Here is an 18,063-nt window from a genome sequence, read left to right as displayed (position 1 = left end):
GCCGTTAAGCCACTATAATGGAAAAGAGCTGTCTGCATGATGCGGCAGCTCTTTTTTTTCACCAATGAACTCGAAAATGATAAACTATTAGTAAGAATGGTGGTGGCCCTTTGAAAAAAGTCCTGACCATAATCGGTCTACTTGTAATTGCAATATTTATATACTCTAATGCAGAGCTGTTCACATTAGTTTGGAAAAGTGACCTAGATTCTGTTATTAGCATATTGAAGGAAAACCTTTTGCTTACATTTATTGTGACATTCGTATTGATGTTTGTACAAAATTCTTTTACAATCATCCCCTTAATTTTGCTCCTGACTATCAATGTCACGATATTCGGATTCATATATGGCTATCTATGGAGTTGGTTTACAAGTGTTGTTGCCTCAGGATTCATTTTTTATGCAGCAAGAAACTGGTTTCAGGAGCTTCTCTTAAAGAAGATTGGCGAAAAGTGGCAAGAAACCGTTGTGGAGCATGGCTTCATGTACGTTTTTACAGGCAGGATTTTCCCGCTTATCCCAACAAGCTTAATTAACTTGGCAGCTGGAGTCAGCACTGTCACGTTCAAGGATTTTTTATTAGCGACGGGGCTTGGCAACCTTATATACTTTTTCTTCCTATCGCTGATTCCCTATGGACTGCTATCTGTTGAAATGAACCAATATACGCTAGCTGCACTCGCACTCCTCTTCTTACTATTTTTCATTATCTATAAGCGTGCAAAAAAGAAAAAGAAACTTACCTTCTTCAGAAAAAACAGGTGACCACATTGGCCCTGTTTTTTTATTTAGGATTCTGCATATATTTTTTTCCGATAGTTTGTTAAAATGTGTATGTAATTTTACCTTTGAAATGTCTTAAAATCAGGGAGAATCTCCATGTCCAAACGCTCCATCTTAGCAATATATATCCTATCCGGGATTCTTACATTAGTCGTGTTCGACTATTTTTTAACTACAAATATCCAAAATAAAGAGGTTTTTATTCAACTTCAAAGAGTGGAAGGCTTTGTTTTCCTTTTATCAATAGGCTTGGTCTTATATCTTTATTTAGCTAAAAGGGAAGAATTCAAACGATTAAAAGAAGCGGAACAACGTCGGCGTACACTCATCAATTCAATGGTGGATTTCGTTAACTTCAAGGATGGTGATGGCCGATGGCTTGAATCCAATACTTTCGGGCTGCAATTATTTCAATTGGAGCATGTAGATTATAAGGGAAAAAGAGACAGTGAGCTCGCAGAATACTCGGAATTTTATAAAGAGTCGTTGATCTACTGTGAAGTTTCCGATGAAGAAACGTGGCTAAAAGGGGAAATCACACGGTGTGAGGAAATCATCCCTCTTCCCGATGGCAATCACAAGACATTTGATACGATCAAAGTTCCCCTGTTCAATGAGGATGGTTCACGAAAAGGCTTAGTCGTCATTGGCAGGGATATTTCTGAAAGGGTTGTCGCGGAGAATCAATTATTCGAAAGTGAACAACGCTATAAATCATTGTTTGAACACAACCCATATCCGATGCTGATGCTTGATTTAAACGGAATGATCACGACCGTGAATCCTAGATTTGAAACGGTAACAGGCTTTCAACAGGAAGAAATACATGGAGCCTCATTCATTAATTTGAACTTCTCAGCAGAAGACGCGGAATTGATCCGTACATCTTGCCAATATGTCATGGAAAACCATAAGGGGATCAAAAAAGGGAAAGATATAGAATTCCTGACGAAGTACGGGAAGTCCATCTTACTTTCTTGTACGTTTGTTCCGATGATGGTTGGCGAGGATTTAGTCGGAATCATTACTTATGCTAAAGAGGTCACTCAAATCCGGGAAACCGAAGCACGCTTAAGAAGAACCGAAAAATTATCGATAGTCGGCGAACTTGCCGCAAGTGTGGCCCACGAGGTACGAAACCCGCTGACTTCTTTAAAAGGTTTCGTCCAGCTGCTTAAAAAGAGCGACCATCCCTATGAACAATACTACACAATCATGTTAAGTGAGTTGGACCGGATCAATCTTATTGTAAGCGAGTTACTCGTTCTGGCAAAACCACAGGAACTTCCATTCAGCAAACATCAAATCATCGACCTGATGAATGATGTCAAAACCTTGTTGAAACCAGAGGCGGACTCGTACCCCACCCAAATATCAATATCTGTTAAAAACGAAATACCACTTCTTTTATGTGAGGGAAACCAATTAAAACAAGTTTTCATAAACATGCTCAAGAATTCGATGGAGGCATCCGCCGATCACATTTGGATTGATTTCGAACGCATGGACAATAACCTTTCCATCACCATCAAAGATAATGGAAGCGGAATTGAAAAAAACCGGATAAAGCATCTTGGAGAACCTTTCTATTCTTCTAAAGAAAAAGGAACCGGATTAGGACTGACAGTCAGTTGCCGAATCATCGAGGCGCATCGGGGAAAGGTCCGCTTTAACAGCGAACTAAACCATGGAACCGAGGTCCAAATCATGTTGCCCATAAAATTATGAATCCGAGGACAAGCCTAAACCTTGTCCTTTTTTGCAGGATTCAGAACGATCCTATTTAAACAGGGAGGTGAAGAAATCCTTTATATTCCCAAAGAATGACACAGTCTCGACAGGCTGTTTCACATTAACCCGGCCTTCTGTATCATTGGATGTATCGCTCACTTTCTTGCCAGCCGTACTCATTTGTGTTGGCTCAACTTCCATCTCTTTTGTTTTGACATCATCCACGGTTTCTTCCTCATCCATCTCCACCTCCATATCCTTTTCGAAAACAAGGACGTAAGTCCGGCGCTCCCCATCCTTTGATACGGTAACGGAAATGGCCGTCTTCGCTTTATCCTTGATCTTCACTTGTTTACTGCTCTCACCGTCATATTCAATCGTTGCTCCGCTGGCATTTGTCGATGCATCCATTTCGACTGAAGAAATATCATTATCGACCTCGATATGATAGGTATGCTCATTAGATTCAAAAGATTTGTTCCATACTCCGGTTGATACAGTCAGATTGTTCAACACTGGTGCATTATTGCCTTCCTCGCCTAAAGAATCTGCTGACGCTACCTTCTCTATAGAATCCGTTTTAAGTTTTTGTGTTGAATTACTTTCAATTTGCTGTGCTTTCGGCACTTGGCTGACACCACTGCTTTGTTTTAGATTATTGGAGGATTCCGCTGATGTTAAAGGTGATTTACTCCCCTTATCCGAGGATTCTGCTGATGTTAAAGATGATTTATTCCCCTTATCCGAGGAAGGTTGAGCTTTACTTGTTTCTGTTGATGGCTCCTTTTGAACTTCACTCTCTTTAGGAGCATCATTCGATTCGGTTTCCTTGGCTGCAGCCCGTGTAATCGTAAGCGTATAGGTTTTTCCATCTCCATTTTCTGCTGTAACGACAATCTTCACCGTTGTCTTACCGACTGGAAGGCTAACCTTTACACCGGCACCGGTAGCATCCTTTCCATTCACCTTTACAATTGCGGTACTGTCACTCAATGTCGGAGTTACCGTAACGGACTGGACTTCATTTTCAACTGAAGCATTATAAGCTGTCACTTTAGAATCGAATGTTAATGAGCCTTTTGATAATCCAATCGATGTTAAAAGGTTATCATCACTTTCAAGTTTTTCGACCTTGAGAGTATAGGCAACCGTTTCATTTTCCCCATCGCTGACAGTGATTTCAAATGTATTCAGACCTGTTTGAAGAGTTAAATCCTTCACTTTACCATCTGTCATTTTTACCCCATTCACGTATATGGCTGCATTCTCGTTAGGGCTTGCTGCAAGCAATGTGATCTTTTCCACATCATCCCCCACTGCCGAACTATAATCGTGTACATCTTCCGAAAATTTTTGATCCAGTTCTATCCCTTCTATTTCTAGCTTTGAAAGACTATTTACCGTTTGTGCCTCTTCCTGAATGACAGACGCGCCTTCCGCCGCCCATGCCTCGGGCATATAAGTGGATGTCCCCATCCCCACAAGAGAACCAACCAAGATCACCTTAACGCTTTTTTCTTTTAACCCCTTCTTTAGCAAAGCCTATCCCTCCTATAATTCCTGCAAACATGATAGGGCCAGGTTACCAAAGGAACCTTAATTATTTCTTAATGTATTTTTCGGAGGATACCTATTAATGCTTTGGTGCAAAGCGGAATCCCCAACCAATACTATGGTTATAATGGAGGGAGGGAGGCAGGTCATCTAACCTTATTGTTATCACTTTTCTAGCGAACCTCTTAAACTGCCTTTAGATAACTAATTTATTTTCACTGTTTTTTCACATTTTCCTTTTATAATAAGCTTACATAATTTGATGAAAGGATGATGGCACACCAAGATGAAAAAATATTTTTGGCTGGTAGTCAGCCTGTTCGTTTTGCTTTTAAACCCGGCAATGGCTTTTGGTCATGCTACAATAATAAGCTCTAATCCTAGCCCGAATGAAGCAATGGATGCTCTTCCTGAAAAAATCAGCATTCAATTCAGTGAGAATATACAACCAGCCTTCCATTCGCTTGAGGTATTCAGCCAAGATGGGGACAAAATTCAAATCCAAGACAGTGCAATCTCGGAACAAAGTGAAAAAGTACTGGAAGCTAAGTGGCAGGACACTATCGATGAAGGGATTTACTACATTAAATGGAGAGTGGTTTCGAGTGATGGCCATCCCATCGAAGGAACAATACCCTTTCAATTCGGAGATTCAGCTGGTCTTTCAGACCAAGAAAATTCCGAAGTGAGTGCAAGTTTTCCGAATTCCATCAATGTAATCCTGCAAAGTCTTCAATACATATGCTTCGCTGCCCTAACCGGAATCCTTTTTTTCAGATTATCGTTAATGAAGGATTCTCGACTTTTTGAAGCTAGCAGAAGAACTCGTCTATACCTTTGGCTTTCATATGCAGGTTTAGCATTTTCCATCTTCTGCAGTCTGCCTTTAAAAGTTACGATTGATGCTGGCGTAGGTTGGACTGATGCATTTAAAGTTAGTTATATTAAAGAAGTATTGAATGCTACAAACTTTGGATCGGTCTGGATCATTGAAATTCTAATATTGCTGCTTCTATTTTTAGTGATTTATTTCATGCTCGAGAACACCCTGAATAAATCACTACCTTACCTTTCTTTCATCATAATTGCCTGCTTGATGATTTGTAAGGCTTTAACTGGACATACAGCAGCCGTTCCTAATCAGGTTCTGGCCGTTTTGATGGATTTCCTTCATTTATTGTCCATGGCTTTATGGCTCGGTGGCCTTATGGCCTTATTGGTGATTTTGCCTGGGCTAGCTAATCGTCAGGCAGTCCAAGAAGATAAGAGAACGTTTTACTGGTCGATCATTTCAAGGTTTTCCAAATGGTCATTTCTGTTTGTAATCATACTGATTGTCAGCGGGATATATAGCAGTTTACAGCATATACCGACTATCCATTCATTGTTTAACACAACATATGGTCAATTGTTACTAGCGAAAATCGGTCTCATGTTAGTCATGATCGTTTTAGGAGGCCTTCATTTTCTCCGAGGGAGAAAGCAAACGAAAAAACTTGGTTATAGTGTGGGAATCGAGTTTGGTTTAGGGATCGTCATACTTGTCGTTGCAGCTCTGCTGACAAATGTCCAAACTGCCATGTCATCTCCCGGGCCCATCGAAAAGAAGTTACTGACTGAAGAAAATAATGAGGTTACATTAATGGTGACCCCCAATGAAGTCGGGGATAACCTGATTCAAGTAAACCTTTCCAATGAAGGCAAGCCAATTGCTGATATAGAGCAGCTTACAATCACAATGCAGCCATTGGATACGCAAAATGGTGAAATAAAGCTGCAGATGAAGGAGAAAAACACAGGTACATTTACATCAAAGTCTTTATTAACCATGCCAGGAAAGTGGAGTATCCATGTTCACGGATTAACTGAAAGCCTGGATTCAATCAATGCTGATTTTATAATTTTCATAGGAAATTCATAACAGGAGGGATTAATACCAATGAAAAACATTTCAAAGCTTCTTATTTTTACATTTGCTGCACTATTCATTTTTTCCGGTTCAGCGTATGCTCACGTTACAGTCAAGCCTAGTTCATCAGCACCTGAGGCTTGGGAAACTTATACAATTAAAGTACCCGTCGAAAAAGAAACTGCCACTACAAAGGTGACTTTAAAAGTACCTGAAGGAGTTACTTTTGAAAGCTATCAGCCTGTACCGGGATGGAAAGTAACGACAGAAGGTGACAAAGATGGGCATGTAAAAACGGTAACTTGGGCAGCAACTGACGAAGGAATAGCAGCTGGACAATTCCAGCAATTCTCTTTCGTAGCACAAAATCCTAAAGAAGAAACGAATGTTGCCTGGGATGCATTTCAATATTACGAAGATGGTGAAATTGTTGAATGGAGCGGTGAAGAAGGCTCAGACCTACCGCATTCTGTAACGGAAATTACGGTTGCGCCCAAGGCTGATGCAGAACCTGCGGACCATGGTCACAAAGATGAAGCTGACACTAATGATTCCACGACAACTGACAATTCAAAGGAGTCAGCAACAACAGAAGGTGATAGCAACCAAACGCTGATCATCACCCTGGCTGTCATATCACTAATCCTTTCCATTGTAGCGCTTTTAGCAGCTCTAAGGAAAACTAAAAAATAATCATTATGGAAGGGTGCCCCAATTTATTGAGGCACCTTTTTCTTTTCTAATATTCCATGACAACCGATTTACTCGGTAACTTAAGGTTTTCTGATTCTATCGTAATCTTAATTGATTTTTCAGCTCTTTGTTCCGTTATCGTTAAGTTAAGCAATCCATTTCCCTGTGCTTTTTTGCTTATTCCCAGATCTTCCGTACTTTTCACCAGCTGTGCATATAATTCCGCTTCAGTTAAATTGCGCTCAAATTCCTTTTCAGCAATCACTTTCAAGAGAGCTGCTGCACCGCTTACATGAGGCGTAGCCATTGACGTTCCGCTCAACCTGGCATATTTATTTCCTGGATACGTAGAGAGAATATCAACCCCTGGCGCCACCAAGTCAATTTCATCATTTGTATTTGAAAAATCCGCTAAATTTCTGCTTAAATCCACAGCTCCGACTTCCACTACCTCGGGATATGCTCCTGGATAATCCAATTCATCCGTTTCATGACGCCCATCACCGCTATTTCCAGCTGCACAAACAACAAGGATATCGTTCTGAAGGGCCTTTTGAATGAGTTTGTGTTCAGTCTCATCCGGAGGTCCGCCAAGTGAAAGTGAAATGACCGAAACCTTTTCTTCATTAGGTCCCCGCCAATTGATTGCATACTCTAGAGCCCCATTAATCCAATCTATATCGCCTTGTCCTTGACCATTTAGGGCCTTTAACGCTAATATGCTTGCTTTCGGAGCCACTCCTACTACACCAGCATTATTAATGGCAGCCACAACCGTACCGCTGACATGTGTCCCATGTCCGTTATCATCTTGATAATCCCCGGTATTGGTAAAATCCTTCCCGCCAATGATTCTTTCCTTGAGGTCTGGATGTCCCTTGTCAATGCCTGTATCGATGACGGCAACTACCACGCCCTCACCATAACTGCTTTTTTCCCAAATCGCCGGTGCTTTCACAAGTTCGACACCCTCAGGAATCTTCTCTTTCACCGTTTCCATTACTTCAAGAACTTTGTAAGGTATTAATCTTTTTTCTCTTGTCATTTGATTACCCCTTCCTTCGTTCAATAAGTTAAACTGCCATCAGTGTTGGGATTTTCATCCCGTCTGGTTGCCGTCTACCGTTGAAAGAGATGAGATCAAAAAACTCTTCTCTCTTATATATACCAGATTTATGAAAATAAAAAAGAAGTTTTCGGAAAATTCCGTCTAAATAACTAGTTTTTATTTCTTTTTGTGTTATTATCTGGTACTCTTATTATAGAACAAACGTTCTATAAATACCACGTTTTTTTATTCATTATTCAGTTTTTTTCCAAGCATGCGCTTTTCCAATTAAAAAAGAAGCGACTCCGAATCGAGTCAGCTTCCAAAATGTTAAGCTGCACCGCAGCATTTTTTGTATTTTTTCCCGCTTCCGCATGGACAAGGTTCATTTCTGCCAATGATCGGTTCTGCATGAACATGCGGCATTTTAGCTGCCTTTGCACTTTCCATGATAATTTGCGTGCCTTTTTCCTTCATTTGCTGATACCGCTGTTTAAATAACTCCATTACACCTTTACTGTGCTTCAGCGTATCTTCCGCGATATCCATCGCCTTTTGCTTGGAAATATTATAATCCTCCAGGACAAATTGATTATCCCCGAAAGAAACCCTCACTCCAAAATGCTGTCCCGCCTGTTTATTTCCTTTAAGCTCCTCAACGAATTCAAGGTATACTTCCTGGCAATCACAAGTCTGATGCATGCAATAATAATCATATATCCAATACGATTTATCTTCGTACTTACTCTTTAAAGCAATGCCATCCTCAACGCCAAATACATCCAAATATTTTATCGCTTTTCCATCGAGTATCTCAAATGGATCAATCGTTCTCATCTATAGACACATCCTAATTCATCAAAATTTATTCTTCCTATGTATTGTACAACCTAATTCATCAATCGTCACTTGAAACGAAGCCTGACAAAGCCAAATCGCTTTCATTAAATGCAGATTTAAGGAAGCCATATTGAAGGCAATAAAAAAAGCTGCATCAGTATCTATAAACTGATGCAGCCCTCTCAATCTTTCATCCGATCCATGTGGTCAATTCATCAATCGATGTTCTCTTGGCAGGTTTCGGCTCCATGTCAGGATAACCCAAGTATATGAAAGCCAATACCTCTCCCTTAGAGGATAAATTGAAAAAATCACGGACCTTTTCATGATACGTTATTTTCCCCGTTCTCCATACTGCTCCCAGACCTAGAGAATGTGCTGCAAGTAGCATGTTTTGGATGGCACTGTTCACTGCCGCATATTCTTCTGCCACAAGGACATTATTCTTATCACTAGGCTCTATGCCCACCGCGATGATGACTGGAGCCCTTAATGGATTCTTTTTTTGCCGTTCGAGCTTGCTGATTAAAATTTCAGGGGTATCATCCGCATTTTCCATTCTTGTGATTTCTTCGAATACCTGGCCAAGTTTATTTCTTCCTTCTCCAGTCAATACAAAAAAACGCCAAGGCTCCGTTCGATGATGATTGGGTGCATACGTTCCAGCTTCAATGATTTGCTCAATCATTTCCTTAGGTACCGGATCTTGCTTAACGATTCCAATGCTTCTTCTCGTTTTTATAGCTTCGATAGTTTCCATGTTATCTCCCCTTATCCCTTTATCTCTAATAGTTTCTGTTTCAGTTCATTTTCCATTGATGCCAATTCCTGTTCGGCTTGCCGGCGTTTATGCCTTCCTTCTTCTTGAATCCGCATGGTCTCCTCAAGCGTGGATATCAAGTTAGCTTGAGTTTTCTTTAATGTTTCAATATCGACAAGTCCGCGCTCATTTTCTTTTGCAGTTTCAATGGTATTCGTTTTCAGCATCTCGGAGTTCTTCAATAACAAGTCATTTGTAGTCTTGGAAACCTGTTTTTGTGCTTCTACAGCATGCCTTTGCCTGATTAGGGTCAATGCAATCGCAACCTGATTTTTCCAAAGCGGAATCGCTGTCATGATCGAAGATTGGATTTTCTCGACTAGTGCCTGATTCGTGTTTTGGATCAGCCTGATTTGCGGTGCGCTTTGAATCGTGATTTCACGACTCAATTTCAAATCATGAAGCCTTTTATCCAACCGTTCAGCAAATTGCAGCATATCATTGACTTCTTGAAACTTCATTTGATCATTGCTTGATTCAGCGGACTTCCTTAGCTCCGGAATCGTTTTCTCATGAATTTCTTCGAGTTTGATTTCCCCAGCTGCAATATATACATTCAATGCCTGGAAATATTCCTTATTCGTTTCATATAGCTTTTCAAGGATTACGATATCCGATAACAGGATATTCTTGCTCCGATCGAGTTTTACGCTGATTCGGTCAATTTGGGCCCCTGTTTTTTGATACTTGGATAGCACCTCCTGTACAGATCCCGAGAGCTTCCCGAACATACGCGCAAAAAATGAGGGCTTATCCGGTTTTAACTCATCCGGGCTCAGCTCGTTTAACTTTTTCATTAAATCATTGATAATGTTGCCCACTTCACCCACATCTTTTTTCTGGACATGCTCAAGCATCGAATTAGAAAAGGTCAGGAGCTTTGATTGGGCGGGTGTACCATAGGATATCATCGCCTGATGATTCGTTGGGTCGATTTGTTCGGCAAGCTGATAAGCCTTTGCCCTGTTCTCTTCAGGAATGACATCAATCAGTTTAACCGGTTTCGCTTCCTGGGAAGATACTTTCTCAAGCTCCTGCACCCCATCAAATGGATTGGCTAAAAGGTCATCGATCAAACTGGCATTATTCGTTTTATTCAACAGGTTTGGATCATTGTTATTCATTTTAACCTCCTGCTTTCATCAATTACTTGTGACTCTTTTCTCGTTTTAATGGACTGCTTAGCAACATCCAATTCGAAGTTAAGATTATCGATATCATCGGCAATCACTTTATATAAATCCTTTTCTATCGTATTAGTGAGCTCCTTTAAGGTTTTACGAGTCTCCGTTAAGGAGAGTTCGAGTTCCCTATTCTTTTTTGGCTGCTGTGCTAAAAAAACATATTTCTCCGCAAGCTCCATGGCGGAATCCAGATGAGAGTAATAAAATTGTTCCGCCTGGTAAAACCGCTTCGGTTCTTTTTTCGTCAGACTATATATTTTCCTGATCATTTTAATCATATCTTTCCTCTGTTTGAAAGAAGAGATATGCCTGACAGAGATTAGTGCTTTTTGCACCCGCCATATCTTCGGTTTTGCTTCAGTTAAATTTTTCTTTATATATTGATATTCTTTTCTCGTCAATTCATGTTTTTTGAGGTATCTTGATGAAAAATAAACGGAACTTAGCCAGTATGCAAGTACCCCTCCTGCTAAAGATATGACAACGGACAGGGCAAACGGTTGATTCAATGCAAAATAGCTAATCATCCAAACCGGCAAAACCATTGGAAATGCAATCAATATCGGAACAAAATCAGCAAGAAATCGATTCATTATCATTACACTCCTGACTTACACTCTTTTCTTTATATACGGATTATCCTTGGAATTGGTTTCAAGATGGATAAAAGAATTTCTCCTATCCTAAACGATATAGGAACCGGATGGTTTCTGCAAATTTATTGAAATTTTTTCTGTTAATTACCTCTTCTTCCCATTCATATGGGCTAACGCCTAGTCACTTCACCGGAACTGACATAAGTTATAAGGTATCCATCCTGATTTTAAAAAGGAGAGTTGACCATGAATTCATACGGATTTTATCCTTATCCACAACAAAATGGAAATCATCAGTACTTTGAGCCTAATTTTAACCCATATTTCCAACAGCCTGAACGATTTGATTATATGCCACAGCAAGATTGGAACTTTCAGCAGGTACAAGAAAATCCATATAGCCAGGTGCCTGAGCAATTCGATATTGAAAGGCAGCCTCAACAACTTGAAAGAAGAATCCGGGAACTTGAGCGTCAAAATGAGCGTCAAACGAGGGAACTCAATCGGCAAAACCAAGAAATCACGCGGATAAACCGGGAAGTGAACCGCATTAACCAAGAAATCTCCCGGCTAAGTCAAGCAGACCAGCGACATACGAATAGGTTAAACAGGCTTAATCAAAGACTTCGGGCAGTGGAAAGAAACCTAAACATCCCCTTCACCGCTACAGATGATGGTTTTTAAAGATAGCTGGAGCTCATTATGGGCTCCCGCTTTTTTATTTTTTCCATGCTTTTATTGAAGGTGGTAGTCAGTTCATGAGATTTAATCAAACGATTGATTAAATCTTTAAAGGTCCGCTAAACCCTTGTCCGCGTTACTTAAACTCTTAAAAGAACACCTTTTCGTTTACAATCATGTTTTCGCTGCCTTAAATGTGATTCCTGCTATCTTCTTTAAAAATGGCACTGAATAAAAAGTAAATAGGAGTCAGATTCCCGCGCCCAATCCCTTAAATCGTTTAATAAGAAAAAAAACAAAAAAAGAACGGAAGTCATCCTTGCACTCCCGTTCTTTCCCGTTTACAACATTATCCGTTTCAACTTTTCGTTTCTTGATTCCTGTTCCTCCTGGGGAGACAAGTCATACTTCTTCAATAGATGAAAAAGTTCATTCAATGTTTCCTGCGAATTCCCTTTTTCCAGATATCGATCTAATGTTTGACTTATTTCGCTTGGTAAAAATGTCTTTTGACTCTCAAATTTCAGCCTGACATCTTGCTGCGAATGATTAAGATTGCATGCACCCATTTAAAATTCACCTCTTACTTATCTTGATTCTATCTTGTATTATAGTCATTACCTTGTCAATTCTTCATCCTGCTTATAGTAGTCCTCTACCTTGATGAACTCCGGCGAGGTATGTGTGGCCATGATGCCATGATAACTGATATCCAATCCGAGTTCTTCTTCTTCTTCAGTGGCTCTAATAGGCAGCCAAACATTTATAATTTTAAAAACGAGCCATGTCAATGAAAAGCCCCAGATACATAACACCGCTAATCCTAATGTTTGAACTCCGAGCAAATGCCATCCCCCACCGGCGAACAATCCGTTTTCAGTGGAGAAAAGCCCTACCGCGATCGTACCCCACATCCCTGATGCCGCATGAACAGGAAAGGCACCAACCGGATCATCGATTTTTCGGGCTTCCAGCCAATTCGTCGCAGCTAACATCAACATTCCAGAAACTGCACCAATCAACAATGCCGCCAAATCACTAACGAATGCACAGCCAGCCGTAATCCCGACAAGACCTGCAAGTGAGCCATTGATGACGGAAGGTGCATCCGAACGTCCATATCTAAAAAGTGTATAAAGCAAGGTCGCCGCTCCCCCTGATGCAGCTGAGAGCATCGTGACAATGGCAATATGGCCAATGCGTCCATCAGTAGCTTGCAAGGTACTTCCTGCATTAAACCCAAACCAGCCAAACCATAAAAGAAATGCCCCAACTGATGCCAGTGGGAGATTGCTCGGCAGTGAAATGGAGCTAGTCCCCCGTGAAGTGAATTTTCCTGCTCTCGGCCCAATAACAATGGCAGCCGCAAGTGCAGAAAAACCGCCTAGTGCATGAATGACCGCAGACCCTGCGAAGTCCTGCATGCCCAACCCGCTTAACCAGCCACCACCCCATACCCAGTGACCGGCAATCGGATAGATGAATGCCGTCATCATTACGACAAAAATAAGATACGCCCGAAAATTGATCCTTTCTGCAACGGCTCCCGAAACGATGGAAATGACGGCGATGACGAATGCCCCTTGAAATAACCAAAATGCATCGATGGAAATCGTAAGGTCGATATGCGACAAATCACCTTTCAGCAGAAAGCCGCTTGCTCCAATAATACCAAATACATCCGCTCCATACATTAAGCCAAAACCAACGACGAAATAGCAAAGCGTTCCAATCGTAATATCGGCAAAAACCTTCATGATGATGTTCACATTATTCTTCGTACGGACGAACCCTGCCTCCAGTAAAGCAAACCCGCCCTCCATCAATAGAATCATGGCTGCTGTCAGAACCACCCAAATCGTATCCAAGCCAGCGTTTAACGTTTCTAGAGTCATCTTGGTGTTCCCTCCGCTTTCTGCCAGGCCATTATTTCTTTAATGATGTCTGATGGTAAATTCATTTCCCGTTTTTCCGGTTCAGCTTCAAGTAAACCGATCATCTCATTTAAAAAAGCGACCTTCTGTTTTATTTTCTCGATTTGTTTATATCTATCTTTAACATTCACCAAATGCTCAACTGCCTGGTGATGACTTGGGGCACGCCCTGTAAAAAAACGTTTAAATGGTGATAGGGATTGATACCAAGCTTCCTCAGCTCTCCGTTTTTGCTCATATTTATGAATTTTACCTTTGATCGATTCAATTTCCGACTCTTGTTTGCTTTTGTGGAATAGCAGTCCTTTTACAACTTCTTCAGATGAAATTTCAAAAACAACCCTACTATATAAATCATCACGAATATAAATGTCATATCACCTCACGTAATCACGTTATGTTTTCTCATTATATTAAGAATTCTGAATTCAGTCAATAATTAAACAATAAAACCGATTTGCTTAACTAAAAGGCGCGGATAATATTAATAACACTTCTGCCTGTTCCCCTTCATTAATCAAACGTTTGATTAATGGAATGAGATTGAAGAACTAAGTTTTATAATGAAATTACACTTCATTTCCTAGAGAAATTTTGGAAGGTATATTTAATCATATTTTCCTTACTCTAATAAAGCAGTTACAAACTAGGGAGGTTCATATATGACGGTAATAAATGATGTCAAAACAACTTTAGCCGGGCTGAAAAGTGCTCAAGCGAGCTTTGAAACCTTCGCCCTTTCAACAGATAACGAGCAAGCCAAACAACTGTACCAGCAAGCTGCCCAACAAACACAAACGATTGTGGACAGCATCACTCCTCGCATAGAAGAGATACAAAACGAGGAACCTCAATATAAACAATAATCATTCATATAAAAAAGGTTGGTTAAGGCAACCAGCCTTTTTTTATATCCATTCATTTCTTTTCTGTATCAAGCGTTTTTCCGTCCTTACCGGACTTGTGGTGTATTGAATTGGTGGTAATGCAGCTATATCCGTGAGGGAATGGGACCAATATAGTCAAATTGGCAGAAGCATTTATGTTATTACTTGGTTTTACCTTAGCACTGACAATACTCATACATTGGGGTGGTTTATAATGCTTACGGGGCATCGCACATGGGTGTTTGATCAAAAGCCTGTCATCGTCTCCACAGGAACTGTCGGCGGTCCATTTGAAGCAGACGGTATGCTTGCGGATGATTTCGATCTTCTCCATTCCGATTTATGGATAAATCAAGATACCTATGAAAAGGCACATAAAGTCTTATTGGAAGAAGCGAGCACAAAAGCAATCGAAAAGGCTGGTCTTCAGAAGGAACAGATTCAATTTTTCCTTGGAGGTGACCTTATCAATCAAATAACGCCTACTAGTTTTGCCTGCCGAACACTGGGAACACCTTATCTCGGCTTATTTGGCGCCTGCTCCACCTCCATGGAGGGATTGGCGCTTGGTGCTTACCTTGTCAATACCAAAGGAGCAGAGTACTTATTGACAGGAGCATCAAGTCATAACGCCGCAGTAGAAAAACAATTCCGCTACCCAACTGAATACGGGGGGCAAAAACCTCCAACAGCCCAATGGACCGTTACGGGAGCCGGCGTGGCTTTATTAAGCAGCGACGGGGAAGGCCCAAGGGTCACTTCGGCTACCATAGGCCGTGTCATCGACATGGGCCTCACTGACCCTTTCAATATGGGAGGTGCCATGGCCCCTGCCGCCGTTGATACGATTGAAGCCCATTTAAGAGAAAGAAACCTCGATCCATCTTATTATGATTTAATAGTGACCGGGGATTTAGGAAAGATTGGACATGAAGTTTCTTTGGAATTATTTAATAAACACGGTACGCCGATTAAAGAAGCGCAATATAAAGATTGCGGTTTAATGATATACAGGGATGGTCAACCGGTCCTGTCCGGGGCAAGTGGCCCAGGATGTTCCGCAACGGTCGTTTATGGCCACTTATTAAATCGCATGAAAAAGGGAGAAATAAAACGATTGCTCGTCGTGGCTACAGGTGCTCTATTATCTCCCCTTTCCTTTCAACAAAGTGAGACGATACCATGCATTGCCCATGCCGTATCGATTGAATATGAGTGAACCACAACCATGATTTACTTGTGTAACGGGACAGATAATGTTTGAAGTATTCAACCAGACGCCTGCTCATACTGGATGAACATTCTTGGCTGCGGAGATTGTTTCGGAAGCGTTAGCGGATGCGGAAAAGAATGGATTGTTCGGCTGTTGTCGCTCGCATGTTTGAAGTAACCAGTGCCTGGATAACAGCCTGGAGTGTTCCGACCCATAGACCTAAAGATTAGGAGGATGCTGCATGACGATAGCTTCCAATGTCAAACAATGTGTCTCTAGCCTAAAAGGAGTTGAAGCAGGTTTATCCAGCTTAGCACTACGGACACAAGATGATGAATCTAAACGCATCTTGCATGAAACGATGCTGGTGGTGAATGAAGTTATTAAGGATGTACAGAAGCGCGTAGGCGAGTTAGAAAGGGAAGAACCGCAATATAAAGGTTTTTAATAACCATGATCAATCAGGGGGTGTTTGGTAATGCCGGATTGGATAGAAATTGTTTTACGTTCATTATTCTTTTTAATTGTTCTTTTTTTGATCACTAAAGTGTTAGGAAAAAAACAATTGTCCCAGCTTTCCTTTTTTGAATATGTAACGGGCATAACCATTGGTAATGTTGGGGCAGAATTAGCTACAAAAGTGGAAGGCAATATTATACATGGCGTACTGTCCATTCTCGTTTTTGCCATAGCACCCTTCATTGCAGGATTAATATCCTTAAAAAGTAAAACTTTTCGTGACCTTATTGAAGGAAAAGCAACGGTATTCATCAAAGATGGGAAAGTCATGGAAGATAATTTAAAAAAAGAGAAATATACCATCGATGAATTGTTAGGATTGCTCCGGAAGAAGGATGTCTTCAATATTTCTGAAGTTGAGTTTGCCTTATTGGAAGCCAACGGGGATTTTTCAGTCATGTTAAAGAAGCATAATCAACCTATAACAGCCAAGGACCTTAACTTGTCTGTAGCTGCAGTAAAGGAGCCACAAACCATCATTATGGACGGCAGCATACTTGATGAACCACTTTCCACGATTGGTCTGAACCGAAATTGGCTTCATACTGAACTGGATAAGTTGGGTGTACTCCTAGAAAATGTGTTTCTTGGTCAAGCTAATTCTAACGGAGAATTAACTGTGGACCTTTATGATGATAAGCTTAAAGTTCCTTCCCCTCAAGAAAAACCTCTTTTGCTCGCGACCTTGAAAAAATGCCAAGCGGACTTAGAGTTGTTTGCCCTTGGAACTGAATCAAAGGAAGCTAAAGAGATGTTTAGCAAAAATAGCGAAAAGCTGCAAAGGGCAATAGATGACGTAGCCCATATCTTAAGGAACTGATTATATTTTTCATTTCCTCACTTTCATAAGCGAAGTGATCAGTCCAATGATGACGATCGTCACACATGAAAAAAGAAATATTTCGATACCTAAGGTGAATGCTGCAGCTGAAATGATTAGTGTATCTATGACGATAATCGCCAAAGCAATATCCATGGAGGTAGATTTTGAGATGATTTTAGCTAACATATCCGTTCCCCCGCTGCTTGTCTCATATCGAAGCATGAGTCCTATGCCCATCCCTATGATGGCACCGCCAATCAAAGAGCTTGTAAGTATCGAAATGGAAAAGACCTTTTTCAATGGATTAAGCCAATCCATAAAAAGGGATGTCAAAAGCAATCCGTGAACGCTGCTATAGAAAAAAGACCGTTCATAGTACCAGGCATATAAAAATATTGGAATACTAAGGATCAACATGGATAGCCCCGTTTGAAAACCAAAGAAATAATGAAGGATAAGTGCAATCCCAATAACGCCGCCATCTATTAAATGATGGGGAACTAAAAAACCATTGATTCCAATGCCCACCAAAAAGCTACCAACGATTACAGCCACCGCTTTTTGAAAATTAATAAAATCACCTTGCCTCCCAATTCATATATTTCTTACTATATGTCCAAGTCAAAGCGTCAAGAATAAACATGCAAAAAAAAAATCTCCCTCCCTTCCCTTCAAACTAATTACGGTAAAAAGGTCCCGGTCATTTAGACCGGGACCACAGTTTGTAGGGAAAAGCGAGTCTAGGGAGACCCGCGGAAAGCGAGTGCCTTGAACGGAAATCAACGTCCAAATTGTACAAGCCATAAAAAAACTGTAGGCCCAGTCAATTAGACCGGGCCCACACTC

18 protein-coding genes and 1 pseudogene are annotated in these 18,063 nt (G+C 40.8%); 9 read left to right on the top strand and 10 right to left on the bottom strand.

Features of this window, described 5'->3' with window-relative positions; genetic code table 11:
* Positions 1-110: 110 nt before the first annotated feature.
* Both ABOA58_RS02300 and ABOA58_RS02295 read left to right on the top strand, forming a co-directional pair.
* Positions 111-767, top strand: a complete 657-nt coding sequence (locus ABOA58_RS02300; protein WP_350301040.1) for a TVP38/TMEM64 family protein — start codon at positions 111-113, stop codon at positions 765-767.
* Positions 768-881: 114 nt separating this feature from the next.
* Entirely contained in the window at positions 882-2,513 is a 1,632-nt protein-coding gene (locus tag ABOA58_RS02295; RefSeq protein ID WP_350301039.1) for a PAS domain S-box protein, read from the top strand.
* A gap of 51 nt (positions 2,514-2,564) precedes the next feature.
* On the opposite strand, the gene ABOA58_RS02290 is transcribed toward ABOA58_RS02295, so the two are convergent.
* Complete coding sequence (locus ABOA58_RS02290; protein WP_350301038.1) at positions 2,565-4,055, bottom strand: cadherin-like beta sandwich domain-containing protein; 1,491 nt, start codon at positions 4,053-4,055, stop codon at positions 2,565-2,567.
* Positions 4,056-4,356: 301 nt separating this feature from the next.
* Here ABOA58_RS02290 and ABOA58_RS02285 point away from each other — a divergent pair, with 301 nt between their 5' ends.
* Both ABOA58_RS02285 and ABOA58_RS02280 read left to right on the top strand, forming a co-directional pair.
* A complete protein-coding gene (locus ABOA58_RS02285) occupies positions 4,357-5,991 on the top strand; it encodes a copper resistance protein CopC (RefSeq protein ID WP_350301037.1) in 1,635 nt (544 codons plus the stop codon).
* 18 nt (positions 5,992-6,009) lie between these two features.
* Complete coding sequence (locus tag ABOA58_RS02280) at positions 6,010-6,672, top strand: YcnI family copper-binding membrane protein (protein WP_350301036.1); 663 nt, start codon at positions 6,010-6,012, stop codon at positions 6,670-6,672.
* 46 nt (positions 6,673-6,718) lie between these two features.
* Here ABOA58_RS02280 and ABOA58_RS02275 read toward each other — a convergent pair whose 3' ends face one another.
* From ABOA58_RS02275 to ABOA58_RS02255, 5 genes and pseudogenes are all read right to left on the bottom strand, one after another.
* On the bottom strand, positions 6,719-7,717 hold the full coding sequence (locus ABOA58_RS02275; RefSeq protein WP_034306043.1) for a S8 family peptidase: 999 nt from the start codon (positions 7,715-7,717) through the stop codon (positions 6,719-6,721).
* A gap of 333 nt (positions 7,718-8,050) precedes the next feature.
* Positions 8,051-8,128: pseudogene (locus tag ABOA58_RS27730) on the bottom strand (SEC-C metal-binding domain-containing protein); the annotation flags it as partial.
* A gap of 622 nt (positions 8,129-8,750) precedes the next feature.
* Positions 8,751-9,320, bottom strand: coding sequence for a nitroreductase family protein (locus tag ABOA58_RS02265; RefSeq protein WP_350301034.1), 570 nt, complete (start codon positions 9,318-9,320; stop codon positions 8,751-8,753).
* Positions 9,321-9,331: 11 nt separating this feature from the next.
* Positions 9,332-10,504 (bottom strand): toxic anion resistance protein, encoded by a 1,173-nt coding sequence (locus ABOA58_RS02260; RefSeq protein ID WP_309079306.1) that lies wholly within the window; start codon positions 10,502-10,504, stop codon positions 9,332-9,334.
* On the bottom strand, positions 10,501-11,157 hold the full coding sequence (locus tag ABOA58_RS02255) for a 5-bromo-4-chloroindolyl phosphate hydrolysis family protein (protein ID WP_350301033.1): 657 nt from the start codon (positions 11,155-11,157) through the stop codon (positions 10,501-10,503). Before ABOA58_RS02255 ends, ABOA58_RS02260 begins: the two co-directional genes overlap by 4 nt.
* 354 nt (positions 11,158-11,511) lie before the next feature.
* Here ABOA58_RS02255 and ABOA58_RS02250 point away from each other — a divergent pair, with 354 nt between their 5' ends.
* Complete coding sequence (locus ABOA58_RS02250) at positions 11,512-11,844, top strand: hypothetical protein (RefSeq protein WP_350302769.1); 333 nt, start codon at positions 11,512-11,514, stop codon at positions 11,842-11,844.
* 338 nt (positions 11,845-12,182) lie between these two features.
* Here ABOA58_RS02250 and ABOA58_RS02245 read toward each other — a convergent pair whose 3' ends face one another.
* From ABOA58_RS02245 to ABOA58_RS02235, 3 genes are read right to left on the bottom strand one after another with little or no spacing between them, the layout of a single operon-like run.
* Positions 12,183-12,410, bottom strand: a complete 228-nt coding sequence (locus tag ABOA58_RS02245; protein WP_350301032.1) for a hypothetical protein — start codon at positions 12,408-12,410, stop codon at positions 12,183-12,185.
* 48 nt (positions 12,411-12,458) lie between these two features.
* Positions 12,459-13,736, bottom strand: a complete 1,278-nt coding sequence (locus ABOA58_RS02240) for an ammonium transporter (protein WP_350301031.1) — start codon at positions 13,734-13,736, stop codon at positions 12,459-12,461.
* Positions 13,733-13,909: a hypothetical protein gene (locus ABOA58_RS02235; protein WP_241663407.1), complete on the bottom strand. Its 177-nt coding sequence runs from the start codon at positions 13,907-13,909 to the stop codon at positions 13,733-13,735. Before ABOA58_RS02235 ends, ABOA58_RS02240 begins: the two co-directional genes overlap by 4 nt.
* 528 nt (positions 13,910-14,437) lie before the next feature.
* On the opposite strand from ABOA58_RS02235, the gene ABOA58_RS02230 reads away from it, so the two are divergent.
* The 4 genes from ABOA58_RS02230 to ABOA58_RS02215 all read left to right on the top strand — a co-directional run bounded on the left by ABOA58_RS02230 (position 14,438) and on the right by ABOA58_RS02215 (position 17,214).
* Positions 14,438-14,641 carry a DUF1657 domain-containing protein gene (locus ABOA58_RS02230; RefSeq protein ID WP_101224998.1) on the top strand — a complete coding sequence of 68 codons (204 nt, stop codon included), beginning with the start codon at positions 14,438-14,440 and terminating at the stop codon, positions 14,639-14,641.
* Positions 14,642-14,876: 235 nt separating this feature from the next.
* Positions 14,877-15,881: a stage V sporulation protein AD gene (gene spoVAD, locus ABOA58_RS02225; RefSeq protein ID WP_350301030.1), complete on the top strand. Its 1,005-nt coding sequence runs from the start codon at positions 14,877-14,879 to the stop codon at positions 15,879-15,881.
* A 235-nt stretch (positions 15,882-16,116) separates the two neighbouring features.
* Complete coding sequence (locus tag ABOA58_RS02220; protein WP_101225000.1) at positions 16,117-16,323, top strand: DUF1657 domain-containing protein; 207 nt, start codon at positions 16,117-16,119, stop codon at positions 16,321-16,323.
* 30 nt (positions 16,324-16,353) lie between these two features.
* Complete coding sequence (locus tag ABOA58_RS02215; RefSeq protein WP_350301029.1) at positions 16,354-17,214, top strand: DUF421 domain-containing protein; 861 nt, start codon at positions 16,354-16,356, stop codon at positions 17,212-17,214.
* Positions 17,215-17,223: 9 nt separating this feature from the next.
* Here ABOA58_RS02215 and ABOA58_RS02210 read toward each other — a convergent pair whose 3' ends face one another.
* Complete coding sequence (locus tag ABOA58_RS02210) at positions 17,224-17,745, bottom strand: YitT family protein (RefSeq protein WP_413015119.1); 522 nt, start codon at positions 17,743-17,745, stop codon at positions 17,224-17,226.
* Positions 17,746-18,063: the final 318 nt, after the last annotated feature.

The organism is Peribacillus frigoritolerans, from assembly GCF_040250305.1.
Classification (GTDB): Bacteria; Bacillota; Bacilli; order Bacillales; family DSM-1321; genus Peribacillus.
Note: the sequence above shows the minus strand (reverse complement) of the source record. Positions and strands in the feature narration are given on the sequence as shown.